Here is a 17,217-nt window from a genome sequence, read left to right as displayed (position 1 = left end):
TGGGGGGACTCCTCACGGCAAGGGGACGGGGTGGCGGGCCCGTGCTGGACGTGCCGACGGCGGTGCGGCGTGCGGGTGTTCGGCGAGCGGGCGGGTCGCTCGACGCCACGAGCGACCGGTCCGAAGGCGCACGACTGCCACCGTGCCGCCGGGACGGTCCGTGGTACCGGGCGGAACGTGGCACCGGGAGCGGCGCCCCGGGTCGCGAGGGCACCGACAGGCGGGGCGGAAAGGACCCGGGGTGCGCCGTGACGGCGCGGTGTTACCGCCGGGTACATCGCCAATTTCTATGGGGGTCGGACGACAACGTCAAGAAGATGTGCGGAAGTTGGCAGGCCGGTGAGTGGAGTTCGATCTCGGTGTCGCCACAAGAGCCCCACCAGTCACAGGAGTTGACTGATTTTCAGATGTGTGGGGACGGTGCGCGAAGTATTGACCCGCCATGTACCCCGGGGTAACTTCCAGTCAGCCCGCAGGTATGAGAAAGATCGTCAACTGCGTTGAAACGAAAGATCGTTGACGCATCCGTCCACGCCAGGACCTCACCGCCGGCGGGCAGCGCACCCCCACTCGAACCCTCTGGAGCTGCACATGCCCCACCCCGCAGAACAACCCGCCGCCACCCCTGTCGGGCGTGGCCGGGTCCGGCTGCGCCGCGCCGCACTGATGGCGATTCCCGCCTGCGTGACCGCCGGCGTGCTGGTGACCATGACCGCGCAGAACGTCCTCGCCAACCAGTTCGCCATCTCGGGCATGGCCTTCGAGGTCACTGCCGACCGGCTGCACGGCACCGGGGTCGCGCAGTTCGGCGTCCTGGACAACATGATCGAGAACAGCCCGAACGCCGGCGACACCGGCGGCCAGCTGTTCCTGATCCAGACCGCAGTCAAGTCGGCCGACCTGACCAAGCTCTGCCAGAGCGTCAACCTGGGCGGCATCAACCTGCTGATCACGGCGGGCGACAAGGGCACCCCGGTCCACGCCGAGAACCTCACAACCGACTCCGACCTGATGAGCGGCGAGGCCGAGTTCAAGGGTCTCGAAGTCGGCCGGGACGCCAGCACCTTCGACAAGGGCCCGGTCCAGGGCCCGCCCGGAATGTTCGGCCAGCAGGGCGACGAGGTGACCGTCGACCACTTCCGCCAGCAGAACTACGCCACCACCGCCGGAGTGTTCCGGCTGCCCAACATGCACCTCAGCTTCAGCACCAATGGCTGCTGAGTTCGACTCGGCACCGGACCGGGCGGCCGAGAACACCGCGGCCGCCCGGCCCACCGGTCCCGAGGACCCCGCCACGGACGCCCCGCCGACCGTCATCACCCGCACCGGCTTCGCCGGCTGGCGCGACCGCCGGCCCTTCTGGGGCGGCCTGCTGGTCACCCTCGCAGGCGCCGAGATCCTGTTCACCGAGAAAGCCCCGATGCACACCGTCATCCGCATCGGACTGCTCGGCCTGGCCGGATACATCATCCCGGCGCTCATGGTGCTCTGCGGACTGCTGCTGATCTTCCACCCCGTGCAACGGGTCTTCTACTCCCTGGTCGCGGTCCTCGCCACCCTCGGCAGCTGGATCACGTCCAACATCGGAGGCTTCTTCATCGGCCTGCTGCTCGGCCTGGTCGGCAGCACCCTCGCCTTCGGCTGGCTCCCCGAGCAGCCGCTGAGCAAGCGCAAGGCGCGCCGCCTCGCCGAACGCCCGGCGACCCCGGCCTGACCGGGGCGACCCACGGCGCGGGAGCGTGGCCCGCGCCGTGCAGACCGCCCGCGGCCCCCGCACACCGAGCGGTCGGGGGCTGCGGGCGGTGTCCGGCGCGGTGCCGGGGGGCACCGCGCCGGTGCGTACCGCGCTCCGGTGTACGGCGTACGCACCGCATCCGCCGCCCGCTTGGTAGCTTGGGCCGAGGACGGCCCGGCGGCGGCCGCGCGAACGGAACAGGACGGTCCGGTGCGAGTACTGCCATGCGGGAGCGACGCCGTCCTGATCGAGGTCGACAGCGCCGAACAGGTGCAGCAGCTGCACGGTGCACTGCGCGCCGCACCACCCGCCGGCGTCACCGAACTCGTCCCCGCCGCCCGCACCGTGCTGGTCCGCTACGACCCCCGCACCACGGACCCGCACCGCCTGCGCACCGCGCTCACCGCCCTCGCCGAGCTGCCCCGCACCGCCGCCCTCCCGCCCGCCGGGACGACGGAGACCGTCCGCATCCCCGTGCGCTACGACGGACCCGACCTCGCCGAGGTCGCCGCCCGCACCGGACTGACCGAACGCCAGGTCGTCGAACGCCACACCGCCGCCCACTACCGCGTCGCGTTCTGCGGCTTCGCCCCCGGCTTCGCCTACCTCACCGGCCTCGACCCGCAGCTGCGCCTGCCCCGCCGCACCGAACCCCGCACCCGGGTGCCGGCCGGAACCGTCGCCGTCGCCGACGAGTACACCGGCATCTACCCGAGCCCCTCGCCCGGCGGCTGGCACCTGCTCGGCACCACCGCCCTCACCCTGTGGGACCCCGCCGCCGACCCGCCCACCCGGCTGCGCCCCGGCACCGCCGTCCGCTTCGTCGAAGCCCAGGAGCACCCGGGAGCGGATCATGACCCGCGGTGAACTGCTGGTCGTCCGCGCCGGGTTCGGCGCCACCGTGCAGGACCTCGGCCGACCCGGACTCGCCGCGCTCGGCGTCGGCCGGGCCGGAGCCGCCGACCGCGACGCGCTGCGCCTGGCCAACCGCCTGGTCGGCAACCCCGAGGACGCCGCCGGCCTCGAAGCCCCCATGGGCGGCCTCGAACTGGCCTTCCCGCACGCCGCCACCTGCGCGCTCACCGGCGCCGACTGCCCGGCCTGGATCGACCAACGCCCCGCCGCCACCCGCACCCCGCTGCACGTCCCCGCGGGCGCCCGGCTGCGCCTCGGCACCCCCACCCGCGGCCTGCGCGTCTACCTCGCCGTCCGCGGCGGCCTGGACGTCCCCCCGGTGCTCGGCTCCCGCGCCACCGACACCCTCGCCGGGATCGGCCCCGACCGACTGACGGTCGGTCGACTGCTGCCCCTCGGCGACGCCGCCACCGGCTGGCCCACCGTCGACCACGCGCCGCGGCCCGCCCCCGCCGACCGCACCGTGCTGCACGTGCTGCCCGGCCCCCGCGACGACTGGTTCACCGCCGACGCGCTGCGCACCCTGCTCGCCGAGCCCTACACCGTCACCCCCGACAGCGACCGGGTCGGCATGCGCCTGGACGGGCCCGCTCTGGAACGCGCCCGCACCGGCGAACTCCCCTCCGAGGGCATGGTCGGCGGCGCGCTGCAGGTGCCGCCGTCCGGGCGGCCGATCCTGTTCCTCGCCGACCACCCCGTCACCGGCGGCTACCCCGTCATCGCGGTGGTCCGCCGCGCCGACCTCGGCGCCGCCGCCCAGGCCCGCCCCGGCGACACCCTGCACTTCCGGCTCGCCTGAACTCGCTCTGCTATCGCGCCAGTTGCACCACCCGCGCCCACTCCGGCGGCAGGTCGGGCCGGTAGTCCGGATCGTCCTCGTCGACGTAGGACGGACGGCTGAACAGGCCGACCACCGTCCGGCAGGACGGCCGCCGGGAGGGCCACGCCGTCTGGCCGTCCGTCAGCGCCACCACCACGTCCGGGGCCGGGCGCAGCCGCAGGGCCGCCGCGAAGCCCTCCCGCAGGTCGGTGCCGCCACCGCCGACCAGCGCCAACACCCCGTCGCCGCCGATCTGTTGGACCCGATGGGCGGCGGCGTCGCAGGACAGCACCGACAGCAGTTCGCGCCGCCCGCCCAGAGTACGGGCGATCGCGGCGATCTCCAGCAGCGCGGTGCCCAACTCCTGGTCGCTCACCGAGGCGGAGGTGTCCACCACCACGGCCACCCGCGGCAGTCGGTGGCGCAGCGAGGGCAGCACGACACCCGGCAGCGCGGTGGCGCGGCGCGCCGGCCGGCCGTACGTGTAGTCGGAGCCCGCGCCCGCGCCGGCCACCGCCGAGCGGACCGCCGCGCCGAGCAACTCCCGCCACGGCTGCGGCGGATGGAACGCCTCCCGGGCCCAGCGCCGCCAGCCCGCCGGGGCGTCGCCCGGCCGCCCGAGGATGCCCTCGGCGACCCGGAACCGGACCAGGTCGCGCTCGTGCGGCTGCAGCGCGAGCCCGCCGCCCGGCCCGAGGTCCCACGCCCGGTCGAAGCCGTCGGCGCCGCTGCCGCACTCCAGCCAGCCGGTGGCGTCGGTGTGCGGGCCGAGCGTGAACCTCGGCAGGTAGTCCTCCATCAGCAGGTCCGGCGGCAGGCCGAGAGTCTCCGGGTGGACGGCGTCCGCGGGCCGGATCAGGCCGTCGCCGAAGATGTCGTCGTTGATCTCGCAGTCCGCCGCCACGTTGATCCGCAGGCGGTCGCCCGGCCCGTTCAGTCCGAACTTGCGGATCGCCCGGTCGCCGCGGCCGGCGTGGTCGCGCAGCAGGTGGGAGACCTCGTGCACCCAGATCGAGGCGAGTTCCTCCACCGGCCGGGCGGCCACGAACACGGGCGAGACGTAGCAGCGCCAGTACCGGTCCACCGCCATGGTCGGCACCTGCGCCGACTCGACCACGTGCATCGCGAACAGCGCGGTGGCCAGGTACGGGCGGGCCCGCACCGCCTGCAGACGGGCCGCGTACAGCTTCTCCAGGTCCAGCGGCGGCCCGGCCGGGCGGGACGGCCCCGGCCTCGCGCGGTCGGGCGCGGGACCCGGGGCCGGGCGGGGCGTCGGCCGTGGTGTCGGACGGGGCGGTCCCGGCTTCGGCGGTCCGGGCATCGGGCGGGGCGCGCTCATCGGAGACCTGCCCGGGCGGCGGCGGGCACCCGGGCCGCGGCCCGATCGGCCCGCCGGGACACCTCCAGCGCACCCGCGAACCGCTCGATCAACGCCGGTACCTCCCAGTCGGGTCGGCGCAGCGAGGCGAGCGTGGTGACGGGCACCACCAGCACGTCCGGGCTGCCGGTCTGCAGTGCCCGCGCCATCAACGCCCAGGCGGCGTCCCAGCGTTGCAGGGTCGGCCGGGAGCGCACCGCGGCGACCACCGCGTCCAGCGCGATCTGCCGCAGGTCGCCGCGCTCCGGCAGGACGGCGCCGTCCGGGTCGGCGAGCAGGTCCTCGGGGGCGGGCAGGTCCATCCGGTCGACGGCGGCCAGCAGTTCGAGCCCGGGCCCGTCACCGACCGCGCCGCGCACCAGCATCGACAGTACCTCGCGGGACGAGCGGGCGGCCGAGCCGAACGCCAGCAGCCGTACCGTCATCTCCCAACTGCGGGGCGACGGCCAGGCCCTGCCGCGCCGGGTCTCGCCGGACGGCAGCCGGTGGGTCAGCTCGGGCCGCACCGTCAGCAGGTCGCACACCGCGCGGCGAGCGAACTCGACGGCGGCGGGCAGCCGTTCGGCGTCCAGCCGGGGCAGCTCGGCGCGCGGCCACACCCCGCCGAGGCCGCGCACCACCACCTGCGGGTCGTGCACCCAGTCCAGGTGGACGAACCGGTTGGCCAGCGGCGCGCTCAGCTCCCAGCCGTCGGCGGCCGAGCCGCGCGGGTTGGCGGCCGCCACGATCCGTACCCCCGGCGGGAGTTGGAGCGCACCGATGCGGCGCTCCAGCACCAGGCGGAGCAGCGCCGCCTGCACGGCGGGCGGGGCGGTGGAGAGCTCGTCGAGGAACAGCAGCCCGCGCCCCTGCCGGACCAGGCGCACCGCCCAGTCCGGCGGCGCGAGCGGCACACCGTCGGTGGCCGGGTCCGCGCCGATCACCGGCAGGCCGGAGAAGTCCGACGGTTCGTGCACGCTGGCGATCACCGTGGTGAGCGGCAGGTCGAGTTCGACGGCGAGCTGGTTCAGCGCGGCGGTCTTCCCGATGCCGGGTTCACCCCAGAGAAGGACCGGCAGGTCGGCGGCGACGGCGAGGGTCAGGGCCTCGATCTGGAGGTCCTGGCGGGGCTCGGTGGAGGACTCGGCGAGCATCGCCAACAGGTGCTCGGCGACGGCAAGTCGGGCGGTGGAAGGCATGAGTGATCACCTGGGGAGGGAAGGGTCGGATCCCGGCGCGGCGTGCGTCGGGTGAAGGGTCGGAGCCGGTGCCGGAGCGAGCAGTACCGCTACCTGCGCCCTCGCGGTGGGCGAAGGCGGTGCGGGTGGCCGTCCGGCAGCGATGTCGGCGGTGCCTGAGGGGTCCCGCGGGCATCGCGCAGCCCGCGGGGGACGATTCCGGCGCGACGGAGCACGGCAACGCCCCGCAGCTCCTCGTCCGCGGCCAGCCGCTCGGCGAGCGGGCCGCCCGGCAACGGCCGCTCGTCGCCGATCAGTTGGCGGACGGCGGCGAGTGCACCGGACCGGTCGCCGTGCAGCAGGCGCTGCACGATGGCGTCCAGGTCGTCGGGCTGCCGGTGCGCGCGGTCGATGGTCTGCAGGCAGGGCAGCGGCGGGCCGCCGAACGCCAGCAGTAGTTCCTCCCGGCGCAGTTGCTCCGGCGAGTGGTCGAGTGCGGTGAGTCGGCCCGCCACCAGGGCCACCCGGTGTCGGGCTCCCTGGCAGTCCACCAGTAGTGGATCCGCCGTCGACGGCGGTGGCGCGGGCGCCGAGTGGAAGCCCGGGACGAGCGCTGCCGCCACCAGTGGGTGCAGCCGGTCGGCGGGCAGTGCCCCGGAGCGCAGCAGCCACAGGTCGGGCGGTGGCCAGGTGGCGGCGGCCGGGAGTACGGGGAAGCCGCCCGCGTCGGGCAGTTCCGCGTCGACCGACCCGGTGGCGGGATCGAGCAGCAGGAACCGGCGCGCGGCCAACCGCACCGCGACCGGGACATCGGGTGCCATTCCGTCCGCCGCGCGCAGCAGGGCGGCCTCGAACGGCCAGATCTCGTCGGTGCACCGAGGATCCGTCAATTCGGCGGTTCGGTCGGCGAGTTCGTGGGCTCGCCGGGCGTCCCACAGGTGTCGGTGCAGGTCGAGGCGGAAACGCGGCTGCGGGCGCAGGCCGGCCCTCGGGGCGGAGGGGTGCCACAGCGCCAGGCCGATCCGCTGGTCGACCGCCGTCGCCCGGTGCGGCGCGGTGCGGGCCACCAGGTGGAACGCGGCAGGCCCGTCCCGCGGGTAGCGGGCCAGGGTGGCGCTCAGCCCCGGCCGCAGCAGCCCGTCAGGGGCCGTCCGCGGCAGGTGCCAACGCAGCAGGTCCGGAGCCAAGTGGCGGAGGTCGGAGCGCAGTTGACCGGCGAGTTCGGGGCCGTACGTGCGGGCGACCGCCCGGACGTCCAGCTCCACGTCGAACCGGGCAGCAGCGCAGGCGCCGCCCCAGTCGCCGGACTCCCGGCGGGCGGTGGCGGTCTCGATCATGGCCGGGGGAACGGCGAACTGCCGGACGCGCGGCCAGAAACAGGTACGAGTGTCCTCGTCCGTCGGCGAAGTGCGGTGCATCAGCACTCACTTCGGAAGGACGGGACCTCCAATCCAGGAGTAGTCATCGCCGGTGATCGTAGCGGGTCCCCCGGCGTGCTGTCAGCCCTGTTCGGCGGCGGGGCCCCGCGGCGTAGGGTGGCGGCAGAAGGCGCTCCGGGAGAGTCCGGGGAGCCCGGGCGGTTCGGGGCGGGAGGTGCACGGCGGTGACGGACGGGTGGCGACGGCCGGTCGAGGCGCTGCGGCGGAGGCTGCTGCGGGAGATCAATGCCACGGTGCACGGCGCCGACCTCCACCTGGAGCGTTACGACCGGCCGCCCGGCGATCCCGGCCTGTTCGGCGCGTCCAGCGTGGTGTGGCGGGTGCACGAGCACCCGGCCGGGATGCTGGTCGGCGGGTTCGCCGCGCTGATGCTCCAGTCGCTGCACCCGGTCGCGATGCGCGCCGTCGCCGAGCACTCCGACTACCGCACCGACCCCACCGGCCGGCTGCACCGCACCGCCCGCTTCGTGTCCACCACCACGCTCGGCTCCTCCGCCGCCGCCGAGGCCGCGATCGCCGAGGTGCGGCGCATCCACCGCTTCGTCCGCGGCTTCGACGCGACGGGCCGGCCGTACCGGGCCGACGATCCCGAACTGCTCTGCTGGGTGCACACCGCGGAGGTGTCCTGCTTCCTGCTGGGGCACCAGGTCTTCGCCGGGCGGGGCCGGTTGAGCGACGCCGAGTGCGACGCGTACCTGGCGCAGGTGGCGCTGATCGGCGAACTGCTCGGCGCGGACGGGATACCCGGCTCACGCGCCGCGGTCGCCGGCTACCTGGCCCGGGTGCGGGGCGAACTGCGGGCCGGGCCCGAGTCGTTGGAGGTGGTCGCGCTGCTGCGGGGCTTCGGGCGCACCCGGCGCGAGCGTCTCGCCGTACGGATCCTCACCAACGCGGCGGTCGGCCTGCTGCCCGGCTGGGCGCGCGCCGAGCTCGGCATCCGTCGGTCGTGGGCGGTCCGCCGGCTCTGGGACCGACCGCAGGCCCGGCTGCTCGGCGCGGTGATGGTGTGGGCGTGCGGCCTGTCCCCGATCAGGGCCGCCGCCCACGCCCGGGCGAACGCCGGGGCCCGGACGGCCGGTTGACGGGACGCGGCCGGGGCGGTGTCGGCCGCTCGACGGGGAGACGCCGGGCGCGCAGACAGCGAGAGGCCGGGCGCGGGCGGGACGTGCGGGCGCGGAGCGCACGGAAGCGGCCGCCGTCCGGGGCTGGGTTTCCGGATGTGGCGGCCGCTTCGAGATCGTCGTGTTCGGCGTTCGGCGTTGCCGGGAACGTCGGTGGTTCTCAGTACTGGGGCCGACGGCCGTGGTTCGCCTTGTGCCTGGCGCGGGCCTTCTTCTTGCGGCGTCGCTTGGACGACATGGCCACACTCTCCTCTCCCGACGGTGGACAACGGCCCCCCGTCCACCGTGCGCCCGCCGCCGCGATGCTGCCAGCCGACACCGGGGACACCGGGTGGCCGGGCCGACACGCCCGGCGACGGCCGGGTGCCGGGGCGGGTCGGGACGCACCATGGAGAGGAGGGGGTCAGCACTTCCGCGGGAGGCGAGATGTCGCACCACACGCACGGGACCCATGACGCACCGGCCGACGAGTGGCCGCCCACCGAGACTCCGGAGGCCCGGATGACCGCCGAGGGTTCGCCGCCGCCGGACGAGAGCGAGAAGACCGCGGCGGACGGCCCGGAGTTCGCCGTCCCGGTCTCCTCGCCGCCGGAACCCGAGGAGGACTGACCGCCGTAGCCCGCGGGGACCGCCGCACGCGGTTCGGCCATCGGATCCCGGTTACACGGACGGGCACACCCGTGCGACCGCGAGGAGGAGCCGATGACCGTGATCTCCCGTCTGCCCGGAGCCACCGAGGAGCAGTGGGACTGGCAGCTTTGGGGCGCCTGCCGGGCCGCCGACTCCCGGCTGTTCTTCCACCCGCCCGGCGAGCGGGGCCGGGCCCACGAGGACCGTGACCGCGCCGCGAAGGCGGTCTGCGCCCGCTGCCCCGTCCGGGAGCGCTGCCTGCGCCACGCGCTCGCCGCCCGGGAACGCTACGGGGTGTGGGGCGGCCGCACCGAGGAGGAGCGGCAGCACATCCTGCGCCGGCGGCGCCGCAACCGCGGCAGGTGAGGCGCCCGACGCGAAGGCGGCCCCCGAGGTTCGGGGGCCGCCTTCGCGTCGAGCGTCGGCGACGCTACGCGCGCAGACGGGAGACGTCGATCTCCGCCCAGATGGACTTGCCCTGGGCGTGCAGGTCGGCGCCCCACCGGTCGGCGGTGTGCTGGACGATGTACAGGCCGTGACCGCCGGGGAGGCCGGGGCGGTGCGGGGTGCGCAGCGCGGGCAGCACGGCGGACGCGTCGGAGACCTCGATCCGCAGGCGGGCCGGGGTGGCGTCCAGGACGAGTTCGAGCGGGCCGCCGGCGTGCAGCATCGCGTTGCCGACGAGTTCGGCGACCAGCAGCACGACGTCCTCGCCGAGGTCGGCGTCGGGCGGGGTGGACCACGACCAGTCGCCGAGCGCCTCGGCGGTGAACGCGCGGGCCCGGGCCACCGGCCGGGCGATGCCCGCCAGCCGCAGCCGGCGGCGCTGGCCGCCGGGGGGCGGGGCCGCGCCGGCGTCCGGGCGGTCGCCGTCCAGGGTTCCCCGACTGGGCGTCACGGGCGGGTTCCCTTCGGTCTCGACGGCAGGCACACGGGTCGGTTTCCCGGCCGTGCCGGGATTATGCCCGGTACGGCGGACGGTGCGCGGACGGAGGGTCTCACCGGTCGGCGTCGAGAGCCGCACCCACCGTGTCGTGGATGGTGAACACGGCTTTCGCGCCGGTCAGTTCGAGCAGGTGCCGGACCGGCCCGGAGAGTGCGGCCAGGCGGAACGACAGCCCGGTGTCGGCCGCCGCCATCCGGGTCTGCAGCAGCAGGTTGAGCCCGGACGAGTCGCAGAAGTCGACCCGTTCGAGGTCGACCACCAACGCCCGGGGGCGCTGGGCCAGCAAGCGGTCCAGCGCCTCCCGGGCGGGCTGCAGGGTCTCGATGTCCAGATCGCCCGACAGGGTGCACACCGCCGCGTTCTCCGGCGTGTGCCGCACCTCGACTGCCAGGGGGGCCACGGGCATGTTCTCGGCTGGCATCCTCGTCCTGTTCCCTCGACCGACCTGGCTCGACCTTACGCACGGCGGGCGCGGCGGTCGAGGCGGGGTCCCCGGTGCGACGGATCCCCGGGGCGCCGGCCGCTCCGAAAGTGACGCAGCGTCAGATGCCCGGGCCGTCGGGAGGCCCGGGCATCTGACACCCCGTCAGGTCCGGTCGTCGGCCAGGCCGGTGCGCAGTTCGGCCAGGGTGCGGGACAGCAGCCGGGAGACGTGCATCTGGGACAGGCCGAGGCGGGCGCCGATCTGCGACTGGGTGAGGTCCTCGGTGAACCGCAGGGAGAGGATCAGCCGTTCGCGCTCGGGGAGTCGGGCGATCAGCGGCTTCAGTGCGACCAGGTTCTCCACCAGCCCGTAGCCGCCGTCGACCCGGCCGAGCCGGTCGGCGGGCTGCTGCCCGTCGCTCTCGCCCGGGGCGGTCAGGTCGAGCGAGCCGGCGGTGTGGGCGTTGGCGGCGGCCAGGCCCTCGACCACCTGCTCCTCGGGCAGCGACAGGTGCGCGGCGAGGTCGGCGACGGTCGGTTCGCGGTCCAGCGTCTGCGCCAGCGCGTCCTGCGCCTTCGCCAGGTCGAGGCGCAACTCCTGGAGCCGGCGCGGCACGTGCACCGACCAGGTGGTGTCGCGGAAGTGGCGGCGTATCTCGCCGACGATGGTGGGCACCGCGTACGTGGTGAACTCCACGCCGAGGTCGGGGTCGAAGCGGTCGATGGCCTTGATCAGGCCGACCGAGCCGACCTGGAGCAGGTCCTCGTACGGCTCCTTGGTGCGGCCGAAGCGGCGGATGGCGAACCGGACCAGGGTCAGGTTCAGTTCGATCAGCGTGCTGCGGACGTAGCTGAACTCGCGGGTGCCCTCCTCCAGGCCCGCCAGGCGGCGCAGCAGGACGCGGGTCAGTTCGCGGGCGTCCGCGGGGGCGGCGTGGGTCGGGTCCGCGAGCGCGTCCAGGGCGGACCCGTTGACCGGGGGCGTTCCGATCGGCTCGGAGGTCGCCCCGGCGGGTGCGGACAGGAGAAGTTCATCAGTGGGCACAGGCATGCCTTTCCTTTCCTCGTCTCCGGCCGGTCCGTCCCCGGGTACCCGATCGTCGGCGGGTCATGCCTGGCAGACGTGTGAAGTTTCGGTGAGCGCACCGTTCCGGGCGCGGCTTCGAGACGTGGGCGCATGGCGGCCGGCGGACGGGGCAGGCGCAGGCGCGGACGCGGACCGCAGTCGGGCGGCCGCACCCGGTGAGGAGGAGAACCCCCATGGGACGGATCGAGGAATCCGTGGAGATCGACGCTCCGATCGAGGCGGTCTACCGCGCCTGGACCGACCGCGCGTCGCTGCCCGCCTGCATGCGCGGCGGCGCGGGCCGCGGCGCCGCCGCGACCGAGGTGGTGCCGCAGGACCGGATCGCCTGGAGCGGCGGCGAGGACCGGCCCGGGCACTCCGGGGTGGTGACGTTCCACCGCGTCGGGGCCGCCGACGAGGACGGCACCCGGGTGATGCTGCAGCTGGACACCGAGCCGCACGGCCTGTGGGACCACCTGGTGGAGGGGCTCGGCTTCACCGACCGGCACGTCATCGACGAACTCGCCGCGTTCAAGGCGGACGTCGAGCGCGGCGGCCCGGTCCCGGCCGCCTGAGCGGGCGGCCGGCCGGGGCGGTGGCGCTCGGGCGGTGTCGGCCGGGCGGTGGCGCTCAGCGGCGGGCGAGTCGCCGTTCGCCGCCCGCGCCGGTGGCGTAGTCGAGGTTGTAGTGCGCGAACACCTCGGGCTCCATCTCGGCGGCCAGCACCCCGTCGGGGTCGATGGACGGCGCGTCCTTCACGGCGTTGCGGTCGAACGGGACCCGCACGTAGCCCGGCCCGACCACCGCGTCCGCGACCGGTACGAACACCAGGCGGCGTTTGCTGAACATCGGGCCGACCGTGACGGTGGCGAAGGACGGCAGGTCGGTGGCGGTGTCGACGTAGATGTTCTCCAGGGAGCCGATCTTCTTGCTGTCCTGGTCGACCACGTCGTGGCCGCGCCACTCGCGGATGTCGGCGATCGAGATCATTGACGGCCTCCCGGCTGGACGGTCCGCCGGCCGCACGGCCCGACGGCGGTGCGGCCCCGTGGCGGGGCGGGGGGATTCCCCGACCCGTCCATGGTCAGCGACGGTGGTCGGACCCGCCCGTCCGCGCCGCCGGGTCCGGCGGGAGCAGCAGGCCGGCCAGCTCGTCGAGCAGCTCGCCGACCCGGCGGGCCTGCTCCGGGTCGGGGACGGCGCCGGCGATGACCGGCTCGGCGGGGCGGGCGACCCGGGCCCTGATGTAGCGGCGGGCGGTCTCGGAGGCGCTCAGCAGGGTGCGGCGGCCGTCCGCGGGGTCGGGCGCGGCGTCCAGCAGGCCGCGCTCGCGCAGGCGGGCGACCGAGGTGGAGACGTGGCTCTGGGCGAAGCCGGTGCGGGCCCGGATGTCCTGCACGGAGGTGTCCGGGTGCCGGTACACGTCGGCGATCACTGCGATCTCGCCGGGGGAGAGGGTCGCCGAGGCGTGGTCGGTGACCATCTCCCGGCCGAGCTCCGTCAGTCGCTTGCCGAGTCGCAGAAGTCGCACGCCGTCCATGCCCGGCAGAATACATCTTCACAGATGTATCGGTGGCGATGTAGTTTCTCCGGCATGACGACCCAAGAGCCGGCCGGCCCCGGACTGCCCGCCGCCGAGCAGCTGAGCCCCGTGTCCCGCACCGCCCTCGCCGTGGCCCGCGGCCGCGCCTACGAGAGCGCCCGGATCGACCCGCTGTTCGTCGACCCCTACGCGCTCGCCTTCGTCACCGCCGCCGGAGAGCCGCCGCGCCCCACCGGCAAACCGCTCGGGCCGCTCGCCGCCCGCCTGCTCATGCACGGCATCCTGCGCACCCGGCACTACGACGACCGGCTGCTCGCCGCGGGCGCCCGCCAGGTCGTCCTGCTCGCCGCCGGACTCGACACCCGGGCCCACCGGCTGCCCTGGCCCGGCGGCACCCGCCTGTTCGAGATCGACCTGCCGCCCGTCCTCGCCTTCAAGGACCAGGTCCTCGCCGCGCACGACGCCCGGCCCCGGTGCGCGCGCACCGCGCTGCCCGCCGACCTCACCGACCCCCACTGGCCCGACCGGCTCCGGGCCGCCGGCTTCGATCCCGGGCAGCCCACCGCCTGGCTCGCCGAAGGGCTGCTGGTCTACCTGGAGGCCGACCAGGCCGCCCGACTGCTCACCACCGTCGGCGAGTTGTCCGCACCCGGCAGCCGCCTGCTGGTCGAGCAGGGCCGCGACACCAGCCGCACCCCCGTCGAGGAGGGCCTCACCGAGATGACCTCCCTGTGGCGCGGCGGCCTCGGCCCCGGCACCGCCGACTGGCTCGACGCCCACGGCTGGACCACCCGCTTCACCTCGCTCGACGAACTCGCCGCCACCCACGGCCGCACCCTGCCGCCCGCCTCCGGCACCGTCACCAACGGCTTCCTGGAAGCCGTGCGGGGCTGACCGCCGCCCCGCCCGGACACCGTCGGACCGGTGACCGGGCGGCTGCCGCGGCGGAGTGGAGTCGGCTCAGGAGGTCGCGGTGCACACCGGCGTCGCGGACGCCACCGCCGAGGCGTCCGTGCGGGTCGCCTGGACGCCGAACGTGGTGGACGCCGCCGGGGCCAGCACCCCGTTGTACGCCAGGCTGCGCGCCGTCACGGTCTGCCCGCTGCGGGCCACGTCCGCGCTCCAACTCCCGCTGATCTGCAGGCCGGTGGGCCACGTCCAGACCACCTGCCAGCCCTTGGTCGCGGCCGTGCCGGTGTTGGTGACCGTCACTGTCGCGGTCAGGCCGCTGCCCCAGTCGTTCAGGCTGATCGCCGCCGCACACCCGGCACTGCCCCCGCCGCCCGCCGAGGTGGTCGCGGTGACCGCCGCCGACGCCGCCGACACATTGCCCGCCGCGTCCTTCGCCCGGACCGTGTAGCTGTACGCCGTCGCCGCGCCCAACCCGCCGTCGGTGTACGAGGTCCCGGCCACCGACGCGACCTTTGCCCCGCCCCGGTACACCTCGTACCCCGTCACCCCGGTGTCGTCGGTGGACGCCGCCCAGGACAGCGACACACTGCTCGCCGTGACACCCGTCACCGCCAACCCGCCCGGCACGGACGGCGGTTGGGTGTCGCCCGGGCCGCCGCCGCCCGGACCGCCGCCGAAGCCCGGGGACTTCACCGACGCCAGGTAGCCGTCCTTCACCGTGTTCACGGTCGTCCAGTCGTCGTTCAGAATGCCGCCCGTGTCACCCGAGTTCGGGTTCCACGACCAGAACGTCCACTGGAACGAGTCCGCGCCCGCCGTCGCCGTCGGCCGCAGGTACTGCACCAGCGCCCGCAACCAGGTCTGGTCGGTGGCGGACTGCAGCGTGGTGCCGAACTCGCCGACCCACACCGGCGCGAGGTTCTGATTGAACAGGTAGCCCCAGTTCTTGTCCCAGATGCCCGGCATGTTCGCCGGGAAGCTCGGGTCGGAGAACCAGGACTGTTGCGCCACACTGGTCGCGTAGTCGTGCGCCGAGTACACCACCCTTCCGGCGACGCTCAGTTGGACCGGATACTGGCCCGCGCCCTGCAGGTTGCCGCCCCACCAGTACGAGGAGCCGTTGAAGGACTGCACGCCCTCCACGAAGATCAGCAGCTTCGAATTGGCCGACAGCACCGCCTCGCCGCCGCGCTGCGCCGCCAGCCGCCAGTCGGTGGCCTGGTCGCCGCAGCCCCAACAGGCCGGGTCGTGCGGCTCGTTGTGCAGATCGATGCCGACCACCGCGGAGTTGCCCGCATACCGGGCGGCGATCGACTTCAGGTTGGCCAGCCAGGTCGACTCCGGCACCGAGGAGGTGTACCAGAGCGCCGACTGGCCGCCGGAGTCCGGGCGGTGCCGGTCCAGGATCACCTTCATGCCCACGGTGCCCGCGTAGTCGACCAGCTTGTCCATCACACCGAGCGAGTTCAGGCCGACCAGGTCGGCGTTCATCCCGCCCGAGGTGTTCAGGCTGGTCGGGGTGGTGCCCTTGAAGATGTCGTCGCTGTACGGCAGCCGGATGGTGTTGTAGCCCAGCGACTTCATCTGGTCGATCATCGACCGGTAGTCGCGGCTCCACAGGCCGTGGGCCACGTAGTTGGAGGTCTCGAAGCCGAACCAGTTGATGCCGGCGATCCGGACCGGGTTCCCGGCCTCGTCCAGGATCCTCCGGCCGCTGGTGTGCCAGAAACCGGCGCCCGCCGAGACGGTGGCGGACGCCGCGGGTTCGGCCGAGGAGGTCGGGGCGGCGGGCGCCGGAGGGGCGGCGGCGAAGGCGGCCGCGAGCAGCGCGGCCAGCGCGGCGGCCGAGGCCGCCAGCCGGCGCGGCAGGTGCCGGGGCAACGGGAGTCGCATGGTCTCGTTCCTCTCTGGACGCGGATGGGGGCGTCCGACAGGGGTGGGGGAGCGCTCCGACAAGGGCCCTTGGGGATACCGGACATGACGCCAGACGCGGTCCGGCGGTGTCAATAGCGTTGGGAGCGCTCCCACTTGAGGTGCGGAGAGTCCGCCCGCGCGCTGAAACGTACATCGCCCGGCCGCGACACCCCCGGGGCCGGTCCGCATTGACGCGGGGCCGGTCACGGTGATGGAGTCCAGACCGGTCCTGTGCGTTCGCCCTGATGGGAGGCTGGTTTCGATGGCGGGTCGGTCGATCACCGTGGTCGGGGAGTGCGTCGCCGACGCGTTCGTGGAGCCCGGTGCGGCGCGGCCGGGGGAGCTGGCGCTGCGGGTGCTGCCCGGCGGGGGCCCGGCGAACACCGCCGTGGCGCTGGCCCGCCTGGGCACGCCGACGCGGTTCCTCGGACGGATCTCCGGCGACCCGTTCGGCGAACTGTTCCGCGCCCACCTGGCCGGCTCCGGCGTGGAGCTGTCGGGCGCCGTGCGGGCCGCCGAACCGAGCACCCTGGCGCTGGCCGCGCTCGACGGCGACGGCCACGCCGACTACTCCTTCCACGCCGAGGGCACCGCCGACTGGCAGTGGACCGGACCGGAGCTGGCGGCGGCGCGCGGCGACGGGTCGGTGTGCGTGCACACCGGTTCGCTGGCCCTGGTCCGCGAGCCCGGCGGACCGCGGATCGAGGACCTGCTGGCCGACGTGCGGGCCGGGGCCACCGTCTCGATCGACCCGAACGTCCGCCCGCTGCTGGTCGAACCGGAGGCCTACCGGCGGCGGCTGCCGCGCTGGTGCGAACTCGCCGACCTGCTGCGGCTGAGCGCCGACGACCTGGCGCTGCTGCTCCCCGACACCACGCCCGAGCAGGCCTGCGACCGCTTCCACCGGGCCGGCGCCCGACTGGTGGTGATCACCCTGGCCGAACACGGCGCCCTCGCCTCCCTGGACGGCCGGCGGGTCCGGGTGCCCGCGCCGCCGACCCCGGTGGTGGACACCGTCGGCGCGGGCGACTCGTTCACCGCCGGACTGCTCCACTCGCTCGCCGAACAGGGCTTCCTGGGCGGCCGGTTGGACGCGCTGACGGCCGAAGGCCTGGAACGGGCCTGCGCGTTCGCGGCGCGCGTCGCGGCCCGGACGGTGGCGGTGGCCGGCGCCAACCCGCCGTGGGCCGGCGAGCTCTGAGTTGCTGCCGACGGCCC

19 protein-coding genes are annotated in these 17,217 nt (G+C 74.8%); 10 read left to right on the top strand and 9 right to left on the bottom strand.

All coding sequences use genetic code 11. The annotated features are described in order from the left end of the window. The first annotated feature begins 591 nt into the window (after positions 1 to 591). The 4 genes from CG736_RS02455 to CG736_RS02440 all read left to right on the top strand — a co-directional run bounded on the left by CG736_RS02455 (position 592) and on the right by CG736_RS02440 (position 3,449). Positions 592 to 1,221 (top strand): DUF6230 family protein, encoded by a 630-nt coding sequence (locus tag CG736_RS02455; RefSeq protein WP_043911765.1) that lies wholly within the window; start codon positions 592 to 594, stop codon positions 1,219 to 1,221. Continuing rightward, positions 1,211 to 1,714: a DUF6114 domain-containing protein gene (locus CG736_RS02450; protein WP_232733739.1), complete on the top strand. Its 504-nt coding sequence runs from the start codon at positions 1,211 to 1,213 to the stop codon at positions 1,712 to 1,714. Before CG736_RS02455 ends, CG736_RS02450 begins: the two co-directional genes overlap by 11 nt. Positions 1,715 to 1,945: 231 nt before the next feature. Beyond that, complete coding sequence (locus CG736_RS02445) at positions 1,946 to 2,602, top strand: allophanate hydrolase subunit 1 (protein ID WP_100584454.1); 657 nt, start codon at positions 1,946 to 1,948, stop codon at positions 2,600 to 2,602. Then, positions 2,589 to 3,449, top strand: a complete 861-nt coding sequence (locus CG736_RS02440) for a biotin-dependent carboxyltransferase family protein (RefSeq protein WP_100584453.1) — start codon at positions 2,589 to 2,591, stop codon at positions 3,447 to 3,449. Before CG736_RS02445 ends, CG736_RS02440 begins: the two co-directional genes overlap by 14 nt. Positions 3,450 to 3,459: 10 nt before the next feature. Here CG736_RS02440 and CG736_RS02435 read toward each other — a convergent pair whose 3' ends face one another. The 3 genes from CG736_RS02435 to CG736_RS02425 form a co-directional block, all read right to left on the bottom strand. Continuing rightward, positions 3,460 to 4,809 (bottom strand): VWA-like domain-containing protein, encoded by a 1,350-nt coding sequence (locus tag CG736_RS02435; protein WP_232733738.1) that lies wholly within the window; start codon positions 4,807 to 4,809, stop codon positions 3,460 to 3,462. Then, entirely contained in the window at positions 4,806 to 6,026 is a 1,221-nt protein-coding gene (locus CG736_RS02430) for a MoxR family ATPase (protein WP_100584451.1), read from the bottom strand. The genes CG736_RS02435 and CG736_RS02430 overlap by 4 nt, the downstream gene beginning before the upstream one ends. A gap of 89 nt (positions 6,027 to 6,115) precedes the next feature. Beyond that, the gene (locus CG736_RS02425; protein ID WP_100585012.1) at positions 6,116 to 7,423 is read right to left on the bottom strand and encodes a hypothetical protein; all 1,308 of its coding nucleotides are present in this window, start codon (positions 7,421 to 7,423) and stop codon (positions 6,116 to 6,118) included. Positions 7,424 to 7,608: 185 nt separating this feature from the next. On the opposite strand from CG736_RS02425, the gene CG736_RS02420 reads away from it, so the two are divergent. The 3 genes from CG736_RS02420 (at position 7,609) to CG736_RS02410 (ending at position 9,561) form a co-directional block, all read left to right on the top strand. Continuing rightward, positions 7,609 to 8,526 (top strand): oxygenase MpaB family protein, encoded by a 918-nt coding sequence (locus tag CG736_RS02420; protein WP_232733737.1) that lies wholly within the window; start codon positions 7,609 to 7,611, stop codon positions 8,524 to 8,526. A gap of 465 nt (positions 8,527 to 8,991) precedes the next feature. Further along, positions 8,992 to 9,174: a hypothetical protein gene (locus CG736_RS02415; RefSeq protein WP_043911770.1), complete on the top strand. Its 183-nt coding sequence runs from the start codon at positions 8,992 to 8,994 to the stop codon at positions 9,172 to 9,174. Positions 9,175 to 9,267: 93 nt separating this feature from the next. Beyond that, positions 9,268 to 9,561 (top strand): WhiB family transcriptional regulator, encoded by a 294-nt coding sequence (locus CG736_RS02410; RefSeq protein WP_100584450.1) that lies wholly within the window; start codon positions 9,268 to 9,270, stop codon positions 9,559 to 9,561. A 64-nt stretch (positions 9,562 to 9,625) separates the two neighbouring features. Here the strand turns inward: CG736_RS02410 and CG736_RS02405 are convergent, their stop codons facing one another. The 3 genes from CG736_RS02405 to CG736_RS02395 all read right to left on the bottom strand — a co-directional run bounded on the left by CG736_RS02405 (position 9,626) and on the right by CG736_RS02395 (position 11,615). Then, entirely contained in the window at positions 9,626 to 10,093 is a 468-nt protein-coding gene (locus CG736_RS02405; RefSeq protein ID WP_100584449.1) for an ATP-binding protein, read from the bottom strand. A gap of 100 nt (positions 10,094 to 10,193) precedes the next feature. After that, positions 10,194 to 10,547: an STAS domain-containing protein gene (locus tag CG736_RS02400; RefSeq protein ID WP_157815366.1), complete on the bottom strand. Its 354-nt coding sequence runs from the start codon at positions 10,545 to 10,547 to the stop codon at positions 10,194 to 10,196. A 180-nt stretch (positions 10,548 to 10,727) separates the two neighbouring features. Continuing rightward, entirely contained in the window at positions 10,728 to 11,615 is an 888-nt protein-coding gene (locus CG736_RS02395; protein ID WP_100584447.1) for an RNA polymerase sigma factor SigF, read from the bottom strand. Positions 11,616 to 11,824: 209 nt separating this feature from the next. Here CG736_RS02395 and CG736_RS02390 point away from each other — a divergent pair, with 209 nt between their 5' ends. Beyond that, positions 11,825 to 12,205 (top strand): cyclase, encoded by a 381-nt coding sequence (locus CG736_RS02390; RefSeq protein WP_100584446.1) that lies wholly within the window; start codon positions 11,825 to 11,827, stop codon positions 12,203 to 12,205. Positions 12,206 to 12,260: 55 nt separating this feature from the next. Here the strand turns inward: CG736_RS02390 and CG736_RS02385 are convergent, their stop codons facing one another. Both CG736_RS02385 and CG736_RS02380 read right to left on the bottom strand, forming a co-directional pair. After that, the gene (locus CG736_RS02385) at positions 12,261 to 12,620 is read right to left on the bottom strand and encodes a PRC-barrel domain-containing protein (protein ID WP_100584445.1); all 360 of its coding nucleotides are present in this window, start codon (positions 12,618 to 12,620) and stop codon (positions 12,261 to 12,263) included. 94 nt (positions 12,621 to 12,714) lie between these two features. Beyond that, complete coding sequence (locus CG736_RS02380) at positions 12,715 to 13,170, bottom strand: MarR family winged helix-turn-helix transcriptional regulator (RefSeq protein ID WP_100584444.1); 456 nt, start codon at positions 13,168 to 13,170, stop codon at positions 12,715 to 12,717. Positions 13,171 to 13,224: 54 nt separating this feature from the next. Between CG736_RS02380 and CG736_RS02375 the strand changes: the two genes are divergently transcribed. After that, complete coding sequence (locus tag CG736_RS02375) at positions 13,225 to 14,067, top strand: SAM-dependent methyltransferase (protein WP_100584443.1); 843 nt, start codon at positions 13,225 to 13,227, stop codon at positions 14,065 to 14,067. Positions 14,068 to 14,133: 66 nt separating this feature from the next. Here the strand turns inward: CG736_RS02375 and CG736_RS02370 are convergent, their stop codons facing one another. Beyond that, entirely contained in the window at positions 14,134 to 15,978 is a 1,845-nt protein-coding gene (locus CG736_RS02370; protein WP_100584442.1) for a cellulase family glycosylhydrolase, read from the bottom strand. Positions 15,979 to 16,261: 283 nt separating this feature from the next. On the opposite strand from CG736_RS02370, the gene CG736_RS02365 reads away from it, so the two are divergent. Further along, a complete protein-coding gene (locus CG736_RS02365) occupies positions 16,262 to 17,200 on the top strand; it encodes a carbohydrate kinase (RefSeq protein WP_100584441.1) in 939 nt (312 codons plus the stop codon). Positions 17,201 to 17,217: the final 17 nt, after the last annotated feature.

Source organism: Kitasatospora sp. CB02891, from assembly GCF_002803145.1.
GTDB lineage: Bacteria > Actinomycetota > Actinomycetes > Streptomycetales > Streptomycetaceae > Kitasatospora > Kitasatospora griseola.
Note: the sequence above shows the minus strand (reverse complement) of the source record. Positions and strands in the feature narration are given on the sequence as shown.